Source organism: Sandaracinus amylolyticus (assembly GCF_021631985.1).
In the GTDB taxonomy this organism is placed as follows: Bacteria; Myxococcota_A; Polyangia; order Polyangiales; family Sandaracinaceae; genus Sandaracinus; species Sandaracinus amylolyticus_A.
In genome coordinates this window covers 6,674,388-6,689,921 of sequence record NZ_CP070225.1, presented here as the reverse complement: position 1 = coordinate 6,689,921, position 15,534 = coordinate 6,674,388, and the positions used below count along the sequence as shown (strand labels likewise).

General features: G+C 70.8%; 18 protein-coding genes. 6 read left to right on the top strand and 12 right to left on the bottom strand.

What is annotated here, in order from left to right; all coding sequences use genetic code 11:
* Positions 1–19: 19 nt before the first annotated feature.
* Both I5071_RS28360 and I5071_RS28355 read right to left on the bottom strand, forming a co-directional pair.
* Positions 20–490 carry a response regulator gene (locus I5071_RS28360; RefSeq protein WP_236516148.1) on the bottom strand — a complete coding sequence of 157 codons (471 nt, stop codon included), beginning with the start codon at positions 488–490 and terminating at the stop codon, positions 20–22.
* A gap of 73 nt (positions 491–563) precedes the next feature.
* On the bottom strand, positions 564–1,202 hold the full coding sequence (locus I5071_RS28355) for a CDP-alcohol phosphatidyltransferase family protein (protein WP_236516141.1): 639 nt from the start codon (positions 1,200–1,202) through the stop codon (positions 564–566).
* Between the two features lie 138 nt (positions 1,203–1,340).
* Here I5071_RS28355 and I5071_RS28350 point away from each other — a divergent pair, with 138 nt between their 5' ends.
* Complete coding sequence (locus I5071_RS28350; protein ID WP_236516139.1) at positions 1,341–2,003, top strand: hypothetical protein; 663 nt, start codon at positions 1,341–1,343, stop codon at positions 2,001–2,003.
* 110 nt (positions 2,004–2,113) lie between these two features.
* Positions 2,114–2,539, top strand: a complete 426-nt coding sequence (locus I5071_RS28345) for a hypothetical protein (RefSeq protein ID WP_236516137.1) — start codon at positions 2,114–2,116, stop codon at positions 2,537–2,539.
* Between the two features lie 57 nt (positions 2,540–2,596).
* Here the strand turns inward: I5071_RS28345 and lipA are convergent, their stop codons facing one another.
* Positions 2,597–3,547, bottom strand: a complete 951-nt coding sequence (lipA, locus tag I5071_RS28340; protein WP_236516136.1) for a lipoyl synthase — start codon at positions 3,545–3,547, stop codon at positions 2,597–2,599.
* A gap of 105 nt (positions 3,548–3,652) precedes the next feature.
* On the opposite strand from lipA, the gene I5071_RS28335 reads away from it, so the two are divergent.
* Positions 3,653–4,276, top strand: coding sequence for a DUF2378 family protein (locus I5071_RS28335; protein ID WP_236516134.1), 624 nt, complete (start codon positions 3,653–3,655; stop codon positions 4,274–4,276).
* 13 nt (positions 4,277–4,289) lie between these two features.
* On the opposite strand, the gene I5071_RS28330 is transcribed toward I5071_RS28335, so the two are convergent.
* From I5071_RS28330 to I5071_RS28320, 3 genes are all read right to left on the bottom strand, one after another.
* Positions 4,290–5,243 (bottom strand): alpha/beta fold hydrolase, encoded by a 954-nt coding sequence (locus I5071_RS28330; RefSeq protein ID WP_236516132.1) that lies wholly within the window; start codon positions 5,241–5,243, stop codon positions 4,290–4,292.
* Positions 5,244–5,379: 136 nt separating this feature from the next.
* A complete protein-coding gene (locus tag I5071_RS28325) occupies positions 5,380–7,413 on the bottom strand; it encodes a carotenoid oxygenase family protein (protein WP_236516131.1) in 2,034 nt (677 codons plus the stop codon).
* 196 nt (positions 7,414–7,609) lie between these two features.
* Entirely contained in the window at positions 7,610–8,272 is a 663-nt protein-coding gene (locus I5071_RS28320; RefSeq protein ID WP_236516129.1) for a hypothetical protein, read from the bottom strand.
* Positions 8,273–8,323: 51 nt separating this feature from the next.
* Between I5071_RS28320 and I5071_RS28315 the strand changes: the two genes are divergently transcribed.
* Positions 8,324–9,184 carry a hypothetical protein gene (locus I5071_RS28315; protein ID WP_236516128.1) on the top strand — a complete coding sequence of 287 codons (861 nt, stop codon included), beginning with the start codon at positions 8,324–8,326 and terminating at the stop codon, positions 9,182–9,184.
* A gap of 62 nt (positions 9,185–9,246) precedes the next feature.
* On the opposite strand, the gene I5071_RS28310 is transcribed toward I5071_RS28315, so the two are convergent.
* Together I5071_RS28310 and I5071_RS28305 are read right to left on the bottom strand one after the other, a co-directional pair.
* On the bottom strand, positions 9,247–9,675 hold the full coding sequence (locus tag I5071_RS28310; RefSeq protein WP_236516126.1) for an STAS/SEC14 domain-containing protein: 429 nt from the start codon (positions 9,673–9,675) through the stop codon (positions 9,247–9,249).
* Positions 9,672–10,745, bottom strand: a complete 1,074-nt coding sequence (locus I5071_RS28305) for a terpene synthase family protein (RefSeq protein WP_236516124.1) — start codon at positions 10,743–10,745, stop codon at positions 9,672–9,674. Before I5071_RS28305 ends, I5071_RS28310 begins: the two co-directional genes overlap by 4 nt.
* 209 nt (positions 10,746–10,954) lie before the next feature.
* Here I5071_RS28305 and I5071_RS28300 point away from each other — a divergent pair, with 209 nt between their 5' ends.
* Positions 10,955–11,839, top strand: a complete 885-nt coding sequence (locus I5071_RS28300; RefSeq protein ID WP_236516123.1) for an MBL fold metallo-hydrolase — start codon at positions 10,955–10,957, stop codon at positions 11,837–11,839.
* A 103-nt stretch (positions 11,840–11,942) separates the two neighbouring features.
* Here I5071_RS28300 and I5071_RS28295 read toward each other — a convergent pair whose 3' ends face one another.
* From I5071_RS28295 to I5071_RS28280, 4 genes are all read right to left on the bottom strand, one after another.
* A complete protein-coding gene (locus I5071_RS28295; RefSeq protein ID WP_236516121.1) occupies positions 11,943–12,842 on the bottom strand; it encodes a matrixin family metalloprotease in 900 nt (299 codons plus the stop codon).
* Positions 12,829–13,422 carry a hypothetical protein gene (locus I5071_RS28290; RefSeq protein ID WP_236516113.1) on the bottom strand — a complete coding sequence of 198 codons (594 nt, stop codon included), beginning with the start codon at positions 13,420–13,422 and terminating at the stop codon, positions 12,829–12,831. Before I5071_RS28290 ends, I5071_RS28295 begins: the two co-directional genes overlap by 14 nt.
* A 198-nt stretch (positions 13,423–13,620) precedes the next feature.
* Positions 13,621–14,091 carry a MauE/DoxX family redox-associated membrane protein gene (locus tag I5071_RS28285; protein WP_236516111.1) on the bottom strand — a complete coding sequence of 157 codons (471 nt, stop codon included), beginning with the start codon at positions 14,089–14,091 and terminating at the stop codon, positions 13,621–13,623.
* Positions 14,073–14,681, bottom strand: coding sequence for a rhodanese-like domain-containing protein (locus tag I5071_RS28280; protein WP_236516110.1), 609 nt, complete (start codon positions 14,679–14,681; stop codon positions 14,073–14,075). The genes I5071_RS28285 and I5071_RS28280 overlap by 19 nt, the downstream gene beginning before the upstream one ends.
* 86 nt (positions 14,682–14,767) lie before the next feature.
* Here I5071_RS28280 and I5071_RS28275 point away from each other — a divergent pair, with 86 nt between their 5' ends.
* The gene (locus I5071_RS28275; RefSeq protein ID WP_236516108.1) at positions 14,768–15,517 is read left to right on the top strand and encodes a PolC-type DNA polymerase III; all 750 of its coding nucleotides are present in this window, start codon (positions 14,768–14,770) and stop codon (positions 15,515–15,517) included.
* Positions 15,518–15,534 lie beyond the last annotated feature (17 nt).

Below are 15,534 nucleotides of genomic sequence, written 5' to 3'. Positions count from 1 at the left end.
CGAGCACTCCGGCGAAGAGTCAACCGGCGTTGGCGCCGGGCGGGGCCGCGTCGGGCGCGGTGAGCCGCGCGAGCATCGACTCGAGCTCGTCGAGCCGGAACGGCTTGTCGATCACCGGAAGACCGGTCGCGCTCACGTAGCGGCGCAGACCTTCGGAGAGCCCTCCGCCGGTCATCCACACGAAACGCTGCGCGAGCGGGTGACGGCGCGCGACGAGCCCGCGGTGCAGCTCGACCCCGTGCACCCACGGCATGCGCACGTCGCTCAGCACGAGATCGATGTCGGTCTCGTTCGCCTCGATCACCCGCATCGCTTCGCCGCCGTGCTCCGCGACGCTCACGTCGAAGCGCGCGCGCAGCACCGTCCGCAGCACGTCGCGCAGCGCGGCTTCGTCGTCGACGATCAGCACGTGCGCGCGCGGCGCCTCGACCCGCGGCAACGAGGGCCGCGTGCGCGTGCGCGAACGGTCGGCGCGGTCGTGCGGATCCATGACAGTCGAGCATGCGGCACGGCCCCTCGCTCGAACATATCGGGGAAACCCTGGGTGCGAAGGGTGATTGACGTCAGGGCTTGGGAATGCGCAGCGAAGCGCTGATCATCGCGGAGCCGCTCACCGCGTAGATCAGGACCAACGGGTGCAGCACCCACGGTCCAATCGCGAGCTCGCCGAGCCAGAGCCGATCGTGCACCGCGTCCGCCCAGAACGCAGCGCCGAGGACCGCGACCAGGCCGAGGCTCGTCGGGATCGGCGTGCCCTCGTAGTACTTCACCTTGCCGTCGTCGCCGGAGAGCGCGCTCGCCGTGACGTTGTAGCGAGCGAGGCGGCTGATCCCGCACGCGACGAAGTAGACCAGCACCAGCGCGTCCCACCCGCCGTCCATCCCGAGCGCGAACGCGAGCACGGCGGGCGCGACGCCGAAGCTCACGACGTCGGCGAGCGAGTCGAGGTCCGCGCCGAGCGGCGACTGCTTGCGACGCCAGCGCGCGACCGCTCCGTCGAGCACGTCGGCGACGAGCGCGATCGGGAGCAGCGCGAACGCGCCGAGCGCGTAGGTGGGATCACGCTCCGCGACGTAGCGCAGACAGAGGAAGATCGCGCCGGTGCCGCTCGCCGCGTTCGCCATCGTGACGAGGTCGGCGAGCACGAACGTGCGCAGCATCGAGAAGTGCTTGGGCCGAGATTGACGATGCGAGTCGTTCATCGGTGCTCCTCGCGAGGATAGGCCCCGCGGGCCCGTCGTGCGCGCTCCGGGGCACGCGATCTCGTGTGGCAGCCCGCGTCGTGCGCTCGCCCCGTGGCGGCACGCGCCTTGAACCGTGCGCGTCCGGAGGACGAGCGAATGGAACGCGTGGAAGAGACGGTCTCCTATGTTCCGAGCGGCGCCGCGCCGCTCACCACCATCAACTGGCGCGCGATCCTCGGCGGGGTCGTGGTCGCGCTCGCCGTGCAGATCCTGCTGACGACGCTCGGGCTCGCGATCGGCGCGACGACGGTCGGCGCGAGCACCGACGCGGGCACCGCGCGCGACGCGGGGATCGGCGTCGGCATCTGGTACCTCGTGAGCAACCTGATCTCGGTGTTCTGCGGCGGCCTCGTCGCGGGCATCAGCGCGCGGGAGACGACGCGCACGCTCGGCGCGATCGAGGGCATGGTCGTGTGGGCCCTCTCGCTGCTGCTCTTCATCATGTTCGTGACCGGCGGCGTGCAGTCGCTGATCGGTCAGGCGAGCGGGATGATCATGTCGGAGCCGTCGGGCATGCAGATGCCGCAGGGCCTGGAGGACATGGGCGGCGGCCTCTCGCGGCGCGAGGCGCGCGACGTCGCCACGGCGTCGACGATCGCGGCGTGGATCGCGTTCGGGACGCTGCTGCTCGCGGCGGCATCGGGCACGATCGGCGGCATCGTGGGCGCGCGCTTCAACCGCCGGCGCCTGGTCGTGCCGCGCATCGGCTATCGCGACGAGGTCCCGCCGATCGTGGGGATCCATCCGCGCGAGGCGTGATCGCGGATCGGCGCGCGGGCCGGTCGCGACGACCGCGCCCCGCGCGCTCGACACCGCGTAGAATGCCGTCGGGCTCGCGGCGCACGAGCGCGAGGACGACGGTGCGGCACTTGAACGAAGAGATCGGCTCGCTGACACGCTCGGGGATCACGCTCCTGCTGCTCGCGCTCGCGAGCGCATGCAGCGACGGGAGCTCCGGAGCGCCTCACGTGATCGCGCCGGGGCAGGAGACGACCGTCGCGGCGATGCTCGGGGAGGGCGCTCCGCTTCCCGATGGGTGCACGTGGGACGGAGCTGCGATCGATCACGATCGTGTGGTCGCGCGGTTCGCCTGTGCGACGGGCGGCGTCGCGATCGAGCTGCGCCATCCCGAGCTCGGCTCGGGCGCGGCGCGCACCGAGCAGTTCGTCCTCGTGCCGACGAGCGGCGAGACGTCGCCGGCGTTGCTGCGCGCGATCACCGCTCGCGTGCGAGCGCGCGAGGCGCGGTTCCGATGGTCACGAGCGCAGAGCGCCGAGGGTGCTGCTCGGCCGTGACTGGCCATCGAGCGTTCCCGCGGCTGCCGACGAGCCGGCGCGGGGCGATCGCGCACGTCACGAGATGACGTTGAGGCGCGTCTTCTTGCCGTAGCGATCCTCGAACGCCGCGCTGGTCGGCACGCCCTTGAGGATCCCCTTGAGGAACGCCTCCGCCGCGCGATAGCTCGAGCGCACGAGCGGGCCGCTCGCGACGAAGCGGAAGCCCATCTCGAGCCCCGCGTCGCGATACCGATCGAACTCCGCGGGCTCGACGTAGCGCTTCAGCTCCGCGTGCTTCGGCGAGGGGCGCAGGTACTGGCCGATCGTGAGCACGTCGACCTGCGCGTCGCGCAGCGACCTCATCGCGTCGAGCACCTGCTGCTCGGTCTCGCCGCAGCCGACCATCAGTGACGTCTTCGTGACGTTCGCGCCCTCTTCCTTGGCCCAGCGCAGCACGTCGACCGAGCGCTGCCACGAGCACCGCGCGTCGCGCATCGCGCGCTGCAGCTCGGGCACCACCTCGACGTTGTGCGCGAACACGTCGGGACGTCCTTCGGTCACCACCGTCGCGACGTCGGCGCGCACGCCCTGGAAGTCGCCGACCAGCGTCTCGACGAGCATCTCGGGCGAGTGGTGCTTGATGCGCTGCACGGTGCGCGCGACGTGGTCCGCGCCGCCGTCGAGCAGATCGTCGCGATCGACCATCGTCAGCACGACGTACGCGAGGCCCATCTCACCGAGCGCACGCCCGGTGTTCTCGGGCTCGCGCGGATCGGTGACACCGCCCGGATCGCCGGTGTTCACCGCGCAGAAACGGCACCCGCGGGTGCACGTCTCGCCGAGGATCATGATCGTCGCGGTGCCTTCGCCCCAGCACTCACCGACGTTCGGACAGCGCGCCTCTTCGCAGACCGTGTGGAGATCGAGGCGCCGGAGGCGCTCCTTGATCTCCAGATAGCGCTCGCCGCCGGGGAGGCGCACGCGCAGCCAGTCGGGCTTCTTCTGCTGCTGCATCGGAGGCTTCATGGGGCTCTCGGGGTGGCGCGTCTATAACACGCGCTCCCGGGGGCGAGCCGTGCGTGGAGGCGCTCGACGATTGCACCGCGGGCTGTCACAAGCAGCCAGCCGTAGATGACCGTCTCCCCCTCGCGCTCGACGGACCTGTTGTTCCGCACGCCCCGCGAGGACGCGCCGGTCGACCTCGAGGCGCACCTGTCGCGGCTGCATCCCCGCGCGACGGTGAAGGGGCTCTTCTTCGCGGATCTGATCGCGACGGTGTCGGGGCGTGTGCCCGGGCTCGACGTGGCGGCGCACGCGGGGCTTCCGGCGCGGCGCTATCTGCCGTTCTTCGACTATCCGTGCGCGGACTGGCTGCGCCTGAAGATCGCGGCGGCGGAGGTGCTGCACCCGCGGATCTCGCGCGGACAGGCGCTGCGCAGGCTGGGGCGGATGGCGTTCCCCGCGTTCATGCAGTCGCGCGCCGGGCGCTTGATGTTCGAGCTCGCCGCGCCGCGCCTCGAGGACGCGCTCTCTCGCGCGCCCCAGGCCTACGCGGTGATCTCGAACGCCGGGACCGTCGAGTACATGCGCTCGGGCGCCCGCACCGCGGACATCGTGTTCATGGGCTTCCCGGGCTTCCTCGAGAGCTATCAGGTCGGGATCGTCGAGGGCGTGTGCGCGCACTACGGCGGCGGGGCGCGCATCGAGATCGCGCTGGAGTCGATCGGAGACGGATCGATTCGCGTTCGCTGGTAGGCCGCGCTCCGCCTCACGCCGCGCGTCTTGAACGATCGTTCAAGAACGACGTCACCGGCGGCAGGAATCGCTCCGGTGCATCGACGTGCGCGAAGTGCGACGCGTCCTCGACCCACTCGAAGCGCGCGTCGGGGACGAGCTTCGCGTACTCGGTGCCGATGCGCGCCGGGACCATCGGGTCGCGTCGCGCATAGAGGAACATCAGCGGAACCGGGAACGGCTCGCCGCGATCACGCCGCGCGCTCAGTCGATCGCGCAGCGCGCGCATCGGGCCGATCGACATCGTCTCCTGCAGGTACTTGCTCAGCGCGCGCCGTCCCTCGGGCGTGCGCAGCGGCTCCGCGTACTCGCGCGCCTCTTCGCGCGACTTCAGCGTCTCGTCGTAGTAGTGCACGTTGCGGTGGCACCAGCGCTCGGGGTCGCGCGCGATCACCGCACCGAGCACGTCGTGCGCGAACGGGAGCGAGAGCGCGATGCCGAGCGCGGCGAATCGCGCCTCGGGAAGACCGGGGCCATGCACCTGGATCAGCTTCTCGAAGCCCACACCCTCGAGCGCCGCGTGCATCGCGAGATAACCCGCCATCGAGTTCGCGATGCACGGCGCCGCGCCGATGCCGAGCGCGTCTTGCAGCGCGGCGATCCACTCGACGAACGACGCCGGCGAGTACGACCCGTCGAGGCAGGGCTCGCTCTTGCCGTTGCCCGGCAGATCGGGCGCGTAACACGTGAAGCGCTCGCCGAGCGGCGCGAGCACGTAGCGCCACGAGTAGCTCGACGTCATCAGGCCGTGCAGCAGGAGCAGCGGCGGTCCGCTGCCGTGCTTGCGCACGTGCACGCGCGCGCGGCGGCGCGGTCCCCACGCGACGTCGACGTCGATCGTCTCGCGCTCGAAGAAGCCGTGCGCGATGCGAGGCACGTCGGGGAGCTCTTCGAAGCGACCCTGCTTGAACGGAGTGAGCGAAGCCATGCGCGCATGTGTCGCTCATCTCGGTGCGAGAGCGCAACGAGCGAGGCCGAGGAGTCCCTCGGGCTTCACGCTTCTTCGCAGACGTTCGCCGAATGGTGCTACGGAATCCGTAGCGCTACGGATTCCGTAGCGTCGCTCATCCCGTGAGGAGCTGCGACAGCGCGCGGCGGGCGAAGCCTCCGGCCATCACCGCGGTCTCGACGACCTTCACGTAGCGAGGCAGGTCGACGATCGCGGCGCGCAGGTCGGGGCGCTCCCAGCCCTCGATCCCCTGGCGATCGATCCACGACCCGTGCAGCGGAAAGCCGGGACGCAGGCCGATCTCGTCGGGCGCGGGCGTGAGCTTCGCGATCGGTCCCGTGGCGAGCGACTGCTGTGCGTCGAAGATCCAGATCTCGGCGTGCGGGTGCGTCGGGGCCGTCACGCAGCCGACGAGCCATCCGTCCTTCGTGGTCGTCCCGCCCGCGCGCGGCACGTAGATCGGCGCGCTCATCAGCCATCCCGGCGGGAACGAGTGCGCGCTCTCGAGATTCAGATCCGCGTCGAGCCGGAAGAGCTGCGTCGTGTTCGCGGGATCGACGAGCTTCGAGAGGAACTGCGCCTCCGGGATCAACCGCTGGCTCGGCGTGCGCGCCGCGCGGAAGTCGTCGAACGTGCGCACCGCCATGATCTCGGGGAGGTACCCGCCGGCGATCCAGTACGTGTGCGTCTGCGTGCGGAGCTGCGTCGCGAGGCTGCTCGCTGCGCTCGTCCCGCCCGCGAGCTCGTAGGGCAGCGGCTGACACGGCGGGAGCAGGTTCACGCCGTACTTGAACGCGCTCGGGCTCGCAGGATCGGGGAACGACGTCGTCGAGAGCAACGTCGCGGTGCTCGAGGTCACGTGCACCACGTGCTTGCGCACCTGGTTCAGATCGGTCGCGTGCGTGAAGAGCCCGCGATAACGATCGTCGACGCGATCGCCGGTCGCGAGCTCGTCGTTCTCGTGGATCTGATCCGCGGGATCGGCGCCGATGTTGTGCTGCGCGTAGAACGTGATGTGCCCGCTCGAGTCGTCCCAGTCGGCGATCGCGTGGCTGAGCTCGCCGGGCAGGCGCACCCGCATCGCATCGACGCGGCGGCTCTCGTCGTCGTCGAGCGCGCGGCGCAGCGCTTCCTTCGGGATGATGTAGAGGTCGCACGCGGTGCCGGGCACGGGCGCGCGCAGGAACTTCTCGATCGGCCGCCACATCGCGTCGAGCGCGGGCCGCGCGAACGACGGGAGCTTGCGCCGCACCTCCTCGGTGAGCAGCCCGAGGATCGGCTCCGCGAGCGCCGACGTGTTGAGCACGAGGTTCGCGTTGAAGACGAGGAGATGATCCTTGGTGAGACAGATCTGGTGTGCCGAGGCCTGCTCCATCGTCACGGGATCGCCGTCGACGTAGACGCGGATCGGGCGCGCCGGGCCGCGCGAGCTGCCGTCCCACGAGGTCACGAAGAGCTCGCCGCGCACGATGCGCTGCGAGAACGGCGTGACGAAGTCGAGCACGCGCGGAACGACGTTGGTGAAGAGCAGCGCGGGACGGCCCGAGTCGAACGCGGGGTCGTACACGGGATGGCCGCTCGTCATGATCATCGGCGAGAACGAGCTGCCCACCGCGGACTCGTAGTCGCGCGCGCTGCCGATCGGGCTGACGTGACAGAGCCCGCGCGGATCGATCTCGGTGGGACGACCGGCGTCGTACGAGACGACGAGGCGACGTCCGCCGCTGCCGATCTCGAACGTGGGGACCGGCGTGGTGTTCGCGAGGTTCGCGAGGCCGAGCCAGCTCACCTCCGCGAAGTCGGTGCGCACGGTGGCCTGCGGCGCGATCGCACGCAGGTGCTGCGACTGCACGTCGAGCGCGCGCAGCGTGAGGCGATGCTCTCCGGCGCCGTCGGGATCGAGATCGATCGCGAGCACGCGACCCGGCGCAGTGAGCATGTGTGGATGCGCGAAGCGCGCGGTGTGCTCGTCGAACACGGCCTCGTACGGAAAGACCGTGAAGAGCACGCGGCCCGACAGCTCGGCCGGCAAGGGCGCGCTCGCGACGTAGCGCGCGACGCGGTCGTTGATCTCACCGTGATAGACGTGGGTGAGACCCTGCGCCTGGGCTTGGCGGAAGACTGGGTCCGGGTGCGGGCCGAGCGACATGTGGGGTGGGTAACACGGAAAGGCTTCGGCGTGCGGCGGCGGGTGGTAGGTACGGCGGTTCTGCCGTCTTCCTGGGTGAGGGTGAGGAGAGCTCACGGCGCAGCCGCGCTGTTCGCGCGTCTCCGACGTTCGCGGGTAGCAGCGCGCTTCGCGCGACTGGAGCCGAAGGTGAGGAGCAGCGCGGTTCGCGCGACCGTCACTCCGAGAGCGCGACGGCGAGGACGCGGAGGATCATGACCGCGACGAGCACGACGCCTGCGATCGCCGCGATGCGCTGCCGCTTGTTCTGGGCCTGTGCGGCGCGCTCGGAGGCCTCGCGCACGTCGGGCGCGGTGCCCGCGCTCTGCAGCGCGGCGTCGATCGCGTGCAGCACGTGCTCGAGGCTCACGCCGGGCTCGAGCCTCGGTGCGTGCACGAAGAGGCGCGCCTCCGAGGCGAGCGTGACGACGAGCACGTCGGGACGCGCGTCGCCGTACTGCAGGATCATCGCCTTGTGCACGTCGGTGATCGGCACGTCGATCGCCGCGCGTCGCCATGCGTCGAAGCGCAGGCGTCCTTCTTCGATGCGAAGCTGCCCCGCGGGCTGCGCCGCGTGATCGTTCCGCGCGATCACGACGAGCGCCGCGATCGCGATGCCCTCGGAGATCGCGATCGCGAGCCACGGCGCGAGCCCGACGAAGGCGATCAGTGGATACGCCGCGACGAACCCCGCGACGAGCAGCCCGAACCCCGCGGCGGCGAGGTTGCCGAGCTCGGGCGCGAGGGGACGACGAAAAGTCGCGAGCGTGAAGGTCATCGACATCGCGCGATGCTGGCCCATCTCGATGATCCGTGTGCCCCGCGGCGTGCTCCAACTCACCCACATGTAACCTTTGTCTCGCGAATGATACCGCGCTACCAGGGGGCCCACATGAAGCAGTTGGGCCTTTCGGCGGCGATCGTGATCGCCCTTTCTTCGACCCTCGTTCCTGCGCTCGCGAGCGCTCAGTCGAGCGCGCAGTGCCTCCGCGCGACGCAGCTGTGGAGCGACGACTTCGAGACCGGCGATCATCGCCGCTGGACCGGTCGCTCGTACTCGGAGGACTGGGGTGACCAGTGCCAGAGCACGGGGATCACCACCGCGCGCCGTCACTCCGGGCGCTACGCCCAGCGCAGCGAGATCGTCTGCGAGTCGAGCTCGCCCGAGGGCGTGCACCGCGGCTACGGCGGTCTGCAGGTCGACCCGCGCGGCCGCGTCCTCCCGGCGCACACCAACAGCGGCGCCGGCCTCGACGCTCCGCACGGCATCGTGACGACGTTCTGGACCTGGCTCGACGCCGGCTATGCGTTCGAGAACGGGCGCTGGATGTCGCTCTTCACGATCAATCCGTCGTGCGACTACACCGATCGCGTCGTCACGCTCGGCCTCGATCAGCGCGACGGCGTGATGCGCGCCGCGCACTACTGGCCCGAGGCGACGCAGACGATCGAGCCGGGCGCGCCCGCGATGCCGCTGCGCCAGTGGGTGCGCGTCACGGTCTACATGAACCTGTACACCGGCGACATGCACGTCTGGCAGAACGGCGAGAGCGTCCTGCACGTCGAGGGCCTCCACCGTCGCCTCACGACGATGTGCCAGTGGCACTGGGGCCTCTACGCGAGCGCCGACAACACCGACGTCGAGATGTACGAGGACGACAAGATCGTCTGGCGCCTCGACGCGCCCTACGAGGACTGGGCGCACGAGCCGTGGATGGGGCAGGCGGGCGCGACGCGCCGCGTGTGCCGCTGATCCGAAGGGCTCGGTAGCGAATGGAGCCGCGGTCGACCTCGGTCGGCCGCGGCTTCGTCGTCTCATGCGGTCTTGGAGGTGTTCTCGAGCCCCCTGAGCGAGCTCGGGACACGCACGCCGTTGCGGTCGAGCACCGATGCGAGCCACTGCCGCGCCGGAGCGCGGGAGTCGAAGACCTTCACCTCGGTCGGGAGCGGAGCGACGATGATCAGGCGCGAGAGCACGAATCGCGCGACTGCCGAGCTGACGACCACCGCATCACCGATCCATACGTCTTTCAGCGGCGGCATCCGCTTCAGCGCGTCCGCGAAGTCCGATGCGACCTGAGGCGACACCGAGCTCATCGCGAGCGTGTCGGTGAGCACGACGAAAGGCCCCATCCGACGGGCCCTCTCGATCGCATCCACCAGCGCAGCGAGATCCGCCGGCTCGAGCGCATTCGTGACCACGACGTCGATGAATGGCCCACTGGTCGAGACACTCAGGGTCATCCGAACCTCCTGCCGATGTCGGCGTCCTCCACGGTGACGAACGACGGCTCGACGACGAGCCCGTGCACGACGACCTTGTGCGCCGCGTAACGCGGAGCGCGCGCTTCCCAGAGGCTGAATCCGAGCGACGCATGGCGGATGTCCTCGAGCCACCGCGCGACCCACGGATCTTCCGCCGCGCCCCAGCTGCCGAGGGACGCTGCGAGCCGGTCGTATCTCTCGAGCGCGCGATCGTGCATCCGCACGATCTCCTCGAGCGCTTCGCCGCCCGAGAGATCGGCCTCGTGCATGAGCGTCGAGACGAGATTGAGCCGCCCGAGCGCGAAGTCCTTCCCGAAGCTGAAGATCTCGTTGCCGAGCCCGACGATCTCGCCGGACGTCCTCGCGAGCTGCGCCACCACCGGGTCTTCGTGGAGCTCGCGCGGGAGCTCGTGATCGAGCGCGTCCTCGAGCAGATGGAGCGTCGGGTACATGCCGATCGTGACGATGCGCGTCTCGAGCTGCTCTTCGAACGTCGGGAGCACGCCGGTCCGGTGCCACGCATCGATGGCGATCGCCTCCGCTCGTGCCGAGTCGCTCCACGCGATCATCGCGTCGCACAGGTCTCGCAGCCAACGCGCGCTCCGCCGCGCGGCGAGCTCCGAGAAGAGCTCCCACCAGCCTTCGTCGAAGCGCGTGAGCCCTTCGGGACGTCGGGACTCGAGCACGTGCGCGGGCTCGATCCGCCAACCGTGCTCCAGTGACTCGACGTGAACGTCGTCCCAGAGCAACCACAGCGAGAGATGTTTTGCGATTCGGATCGTCGTCTCGCACGAGACGCGCGGGAAGGGAATTCCGACGTAACCCGCGACGTCGAACTGGCGCGCTCGATGGATTTCGTCGTTCGTGCATCCGAGATGCTCGAGCCATCGAATCACGACTCGCTCCGCCTCTCGCGCATGCGGGTTGATGGCAATCGGTGATCGCCAATGCGCGGGAGCTCGTAGTCGAAATCGCGGCGATTCGTCGCGCCCGTAGAGCTCGGCCTCCGGCTCGGGAAGGACCACCAGATCGGATCCGATCGCGCGCATGTCTTCCCCTCCAACTCCTATCCAGCATCGTCCGGCGTCTCGCGGAGGCCGTAAAGATCGCGAGACGAGGATATTCATTCGGGCTCGGGATGATTCCCGTCCTGCGCTGGAGAGTGGATTCCAGTCCTCCACCAGAGTCGGGGATCTCCCCGCGTGACGCGCGGACGCTCACGGCACGCTCGTCGTGTTTTCGAGTAGTGGTCCGTCGTATGACTCGCCGCCGCCTCTGGTCGATCCTCGGCAACTCGCAGCGCCTCGATGGAGGCGCGATGTTCGGCAACGCACCGCGCCCGGTGTGGGAGCGCTGGATCGCGCCCGACGAGCGTCACCGCATTCCGCTCGCGTGCCGCGCGATGCTGGTCGAGGAGACGCACGACGACGGGCGCGTCCGGCGCGTGCTCTTCGAGACCGGGATCGGCGCGTTCTTCTCGCCCAAGCTCCGCGATCGCTACGGCGTGGTCGAGAGCGAGCACGTCCTGCTCGAGAGCCTCGCGCGCGCGGGCACCACGCACGACCAGTTCGACGTCGTCGTGCTCTCGCATCTGCACTTCGATCACGCGGGCGGCCTGCTCGCCGCGTACGAAGAAGGCCAGCCGCCGCGCCTGCTCTTCCCGAACGCGACGTTCGTGGTCGGCCGCGAGGCGTGGGAGCGCGCGAAGCATCCGCATCCGCGCGATCGCGCGTCGTTCGTGCCCGAGCTGATCGCGCTGCTCGAGGCGAGCGGGCGGCTCGAGATCGCCGACGGAGATCGCTCGCGCGCGCTCGGGCCGGACTACGTGCTGCACCGCTCCGAGGGCCACACGCCGGGCCTCGTGCTCGCCGAGGTGCCGAGCGATGCCGGCCCGATCGTGTTCGCCGCCGATCTCATCCCGGGCCGCCCCTGGGTGCACCTGCCGATCACGATGGGCTACGACCGCTGGCCCGAGAAGCTGATCGACGAGAAGGAGGCGCTCCTCCGCGACCTCGTCGCGCGCGGAGGGCGCCTCTTCTTCACCCACGACCCCGAGACCGCGATGGGCCGCGTCACGCGCGACGACGCGGGCCGCTACGGCGTCGGCGAGATCTGGAGCGCGCCGGCCGCGCTCCCGATCTGAGTCCTTGCCGGAGTGCTCGTCCCGCGGGTCCCGAACGGGAGCGCGCGAAGCGCGCGGACGGTAGGGACCTGCGGGCGAGCCGATTGAGCCCGCGCGCCAGCGATCACTGCCGCCGGCGACGCGCCGCGACCATCATCGCGACGATCGCGATCGCACCCATCGCGCCGGCCGCGCTCCCGCGTCCCGGCAGGCCGGGCACGCTGCAGCTGCAGCCCTCTTCGCGCTGGCAATTCAGTCCGAGCCCGCCGCGCGGCGTCGGGTCGCACTCCTCGGGGAGCGTGCCCGGCGGATAGATCGCGCAGAGCCCGGCGACGTCGTCGGGCTGCAGATCTCGCTTGAGCGTCTCCGCGGGCTCGGCCGACGCCCACATCGTCGCGAGCGCGTCGTCCGGCGTGTGCGCGAGGCCGAAGTAGTGACCCATCTCGTGCGTGATGACGTTCGGCAGATCGACCTCGCCGTCGTTGCAGCCCTCGGCCGGGCACACGACGAAGGGGCCGCGCTGCTCGTTGATCTCCATGTCGGCGTCCCAGATCTCACCGCTCTGCGGGTCGTGCCACACGAGCGTGACCGCGAACGCCCGCGCGTCGTGCATGCGCTCCTCGACCCAGCCGTCCTGGACGAAGATCACCGAGTGCACGTTGCGATCGCCGGTGAGGTGCGACGCCGTCTCGCACTCGTTCGGCTCGGCGAGCACCTCGACGTGCAGGCCGGTCGGCTGGCCGTCGCACCGCACGCCCTCCCACGTCGTGATCGCGCCGCGCAGCACGTCCGCCACTTCGCCGGGCGAGAGCGTCGAGCTGCCGAACGTGCTCAGCGACATCGAGGTGCAGCGGCGCCGCCACGCGAGCGGGAACGAGTCCGGTGGCGTCGCGATCACGCAGGTCTCGCCGGGCCCGGGGCGACGACCGCCGGTCGTCATCTGGCACCATGCGCGCGCCTCGGTCGGGCCGAGGGCGAACGTCACGAGCAGCGCCGCAGCGAACAGGACGTCAGTGCGCACCATGGATCTCCGCGACGAGATCCCGGACGCGCGCGAGCAGCGCGTCGACCGGCTCGGGCGTCATCAGCGCGCCCGGCGCCTCGCGCAGCCGGCCATCGCTGCCGCGCTGCACGAGCGCGAGCCCCTCGCCGCCCGGCATGACCAGCTCGACGCCGCCGTCACGCGCGATCGGGAGCACGCCCTGCGACATCCCGATCGGCCGCAACACGCGATCGGCCGCGACCATGCGCGCGAAGAGCACGACGCGCTCGCCCTCGACGAAGCTCGGCTCGCCCTCGATGCGCAGGCCGACGTCGCCGATCACACCGCCGAGGCGCCGCACCACGACCGTGGTGCCTTCGCCCGCCGCACCGTGCATGCGCTCGTCGACCCGGATCGTCACGTCGGTGACGATGCGATCGAGGTGATCGTAGTGCGCCTCCTGCGAGACCACGGTGCCGACCACCACGTGATCCGCGCCGCGCACGAGCGCGCGGAGGTCCATCGCTTCGGTCGAGGTCGCGTGCGCCACGCTCGCAGACAGGAGCGAGGCCACGAGCGCGATCACCATCGCGAGGGGGCGCTGGCGAAGAAAGGAGCGCACACGAGCTTTCATGTTCCCCGAGCATGCGGACCGCGAGGGCCCGCCGCAATCAGCACTCGGTCCCGCGGGAGTGCTCGCCAGCGCAGGGCTCGCACGGGAGCGCCCGGAGCGGGCGAGCCGATTTCGGGCACTCACTCACCACCGCGCGACGTCCGCCGCTCCGTTCGTCGCTCGGTGGCGCGCCGGATTCCGAGCGCATCAGGAAGACGCTTCGGGGGCGCGCGCCGGCTCACGAGCGAGCACGATCGGCAGGCACGCGAGCGCGAGGATCACGTTGCGCGCGACCGTCGCGCCACTGACGCGCGCCTCCATCGCGCTGCCGAAGCAGCCGCAGTCGAGATCGATCCCGCGCGCGATCGCCTGCGCCATGCCGAGCGCGAACACCACGAGCATGCCCATCGCGATCAGCGCCGCGCCCGCGGCGTGCACGCCGCTCACGAGCGCCGCCGCGACGACGAGCTCGATCATCGGCAGCGCCACCGCGACCGGGCCCACCAGCGCCGGGGGCAGCAGGTGGTAGTTGTCGACGTCGCGCGCGAACGACGTGGGGTCCATCAGCTTCGGGATCGCGGCGCCCACGAACACCGCGGCGATCGCGAGCCGCAGCACGACGACCGCGACCTTGCGGGTGCGAGGCGAGAGGCGCGCGATCACGGGCACACCCGGCACGGCCCGGCCTCCGCGGCATATCCGTTCTCGAGCCAGCCCGGCATGCCGCCGCGCAGCACGCGCACGTCGGGGAGGCCCGCCTCGGCGAGCAGCCCCGCGAGCCGCTTGCTGCTCGCGCAGTCACCGCTGGTGTCGCAGTACGTGATCACCACGCGCGATCCGCGCACGAGCGAGGTCGAGCGCTCGTCGATCGCGCCGGTCTCCATCGGGACGTTGAGCGCGCCGGCGACGTGGCCCGACTCGTAGGCCTCGCGCGGTCGCGCGTCGACGAAGGTCACCGCGGCGTCCTCGACCATGCGGTGCGCGTCGGCCTGCTCGATCCAGCGCACCTCGGGGCGCGCCTCGACCGGCGCCGCGCACGATGCGGGCGCCTCGGCGCGCATCGCTTCGACGTCGGGCACGCCGCGCACGACTGCGATCGCCGCGCCGAGCAGCGCGCCTACGAGGAGCACGCGAGCGGCCTCGAGCCCCACCCGCGTCGCACGTGCCGGCGATCGCGCGGCGCGACGCTCGAGGGGCGCCTCCTGGCCTGCGGCATCGTGGGCGGGAACGTCGGGCGAGGGCACTTCCGAAGGGGGCTCGCGTCGCACGAGCGAGCCCTCGACATGTAGCAGCGGCGGGCGGTCGGGGCGAGGCTTGCGACCGGGATCGCGTGCAGGCATGGTCGGGCCCTCCGATGCGCGCCTCGATCGACGTCTGCGGCTGCTTCCCCACCGGCAAACACTATCCAGGCATCGCCGAGCGCATGGCGCGCCTGACGACGCGCGTGCGCGGCATGGCCGAGGGGTTCGAGCCCGCGACCGTGTGGGCCGCGGCGCGCTTCGCGGTGCTCGACTTCGAGACCACCGGCCTCGATCCCGAGGCCGATCGCGTGATCGAGATCGGCGTGGCGTGCTTCGAGGGCGGCGAGCTCGTCGAGACGCGCAACTGGCTGGTGAACCCGGGCATGCCGATCGGCGAGGAGAGCAAGGCGATCACCGGCATCACCGACGAGATGGTCGCCGACGCGCCGGGCTTCGCGGGGGTCTGGGACGAGGTGCGCGACGTGCTGAGCGGGCGCATCCCGGTCGCGTACAACCACGCGTTCGACAGCAAGTTCCTGTGGGCGGAGTGCCGCCGGCTGGGGCTCCCGCCGCGCGGCGCGGAGCTGCCGCCCGCGTGCTGCGACGACGGCGTGTGGATCGACCCGCTGGTGTGGGCGCGCGAGATCCAGAAGGAAGAGAAGGGCCACAAGCTCGGCGACGTGTGCGCTCGGCTCGGCGTGTCGCTCGAGACCGCGCACCGCGCGAACCACGACGCGGAAGCGGCGGGCCGCGTGCTCCTCGCGCTCGCCGCGAAGATGCCCGAGCGCTACGGCGATCTGCTGCGCGTGCAGCAGCGCTACGCAGCGACGCAGGACGTCGAGATCACCTGGCGCCGTCGCTGAGCGGGTTCCCGAGACGC

Excerpts from the sequence above, each read along its gene's own strand:
- I5071_RS28325 (WP_236516131.1), bottom strand. The coding sequence starts at position 7,413 with ATGTCGCTCGGCCCGCACCCGGACCCAGTCTTCCGCCAAGCCCAGGCG.
- I5071_RS28310 (WP_236516126.1), bottom strand. The coding sequence starts at position 9,675 with ATGACCCTGAGTGTCTCGACCAGTGGGCCATTCATCGACGTCGTGGTC.
- I5071_RS28360 (WP_236516148.1), bottom strand. The coding sequence starts at position 490 with ATGGATCCGCACGACCGCGCCGACCGTTCGCGCACGCGCACGCGGCCC.
- I5071_RS28330 (WP_236516132.1), bottom strand. The coding sequence starts at position 5,243 with ATGGCTTCGCTCACTCCGTTCAAGCAGGGTCGCTTCGAAGAGCTCCCC.
- I5071_RS28315 (WP_236516128.1), top strand. The coding sequence starts at position 8,324 with ATGAAGCAGTTGGGCCTTTCGGCGGCGATCGTGATCGCCCTTTCTTCG.
- I5071_RS28305 (WP_236516124.1), bottom strand. The coding sequence starts at position 10,745 with ATGCGCGCGATCGGATCCGATCTGGTGGTCCTTCCCGAGCCGGAGGCC.
- I5071_RS28350 (WP_236516139.1), top strand. The coding sequence starts at position 1,341 with ATGGAACGCGTGGAAGAGACGGTCTCCTATGTTCCGAGCGGCGCCGCG.
- I5071_RS28335 (WP_236516134.1), top strand. The coding sequence starts at position 3,653 with ATGACCGTCTCCCCCTCGCGCTCGACGGACCTGTTGTTCCGCACGCCC.
- I5071_RS28300 (WP_236516123.1), top strand. The coding sequence starts at position 10,955 with ATGACTCGCCGCCGCCTCTGGTCGATCCTCGGCAACTCGCAGCGCCTC.
- I5071_RS28275 (WP_236516108.1), top strand. The coding sequence starts at position 14,768 with ATGCGCGCCTCGATCGACGTCTGCGGCTGCTTCCCCACCGGCAAACAC.
- I5071_RS28355 (WP_236516141.1), bottom strand. The coding sequence starts at position 1,202 with ATGAACGACTCGCATCGTCAATCTCGGCCCAAGCACTTCTCGATGCTG.
- I5071_RS28295 (WP_236516121.1), bottom strand. The coding sequence starts at position 12,842 with ATGGTGCGCACTGACGTCCTGTTCGCTGCGGCGCTGCTCGTGACGTTC.
- lipA (WP_236516136.1), bottom strand. The coding sequence starts at position 3,547 with ATGAAGCCTCCGATGCAGCAGCAGAAGAAGCCCGACTGGCTGCGCGTG.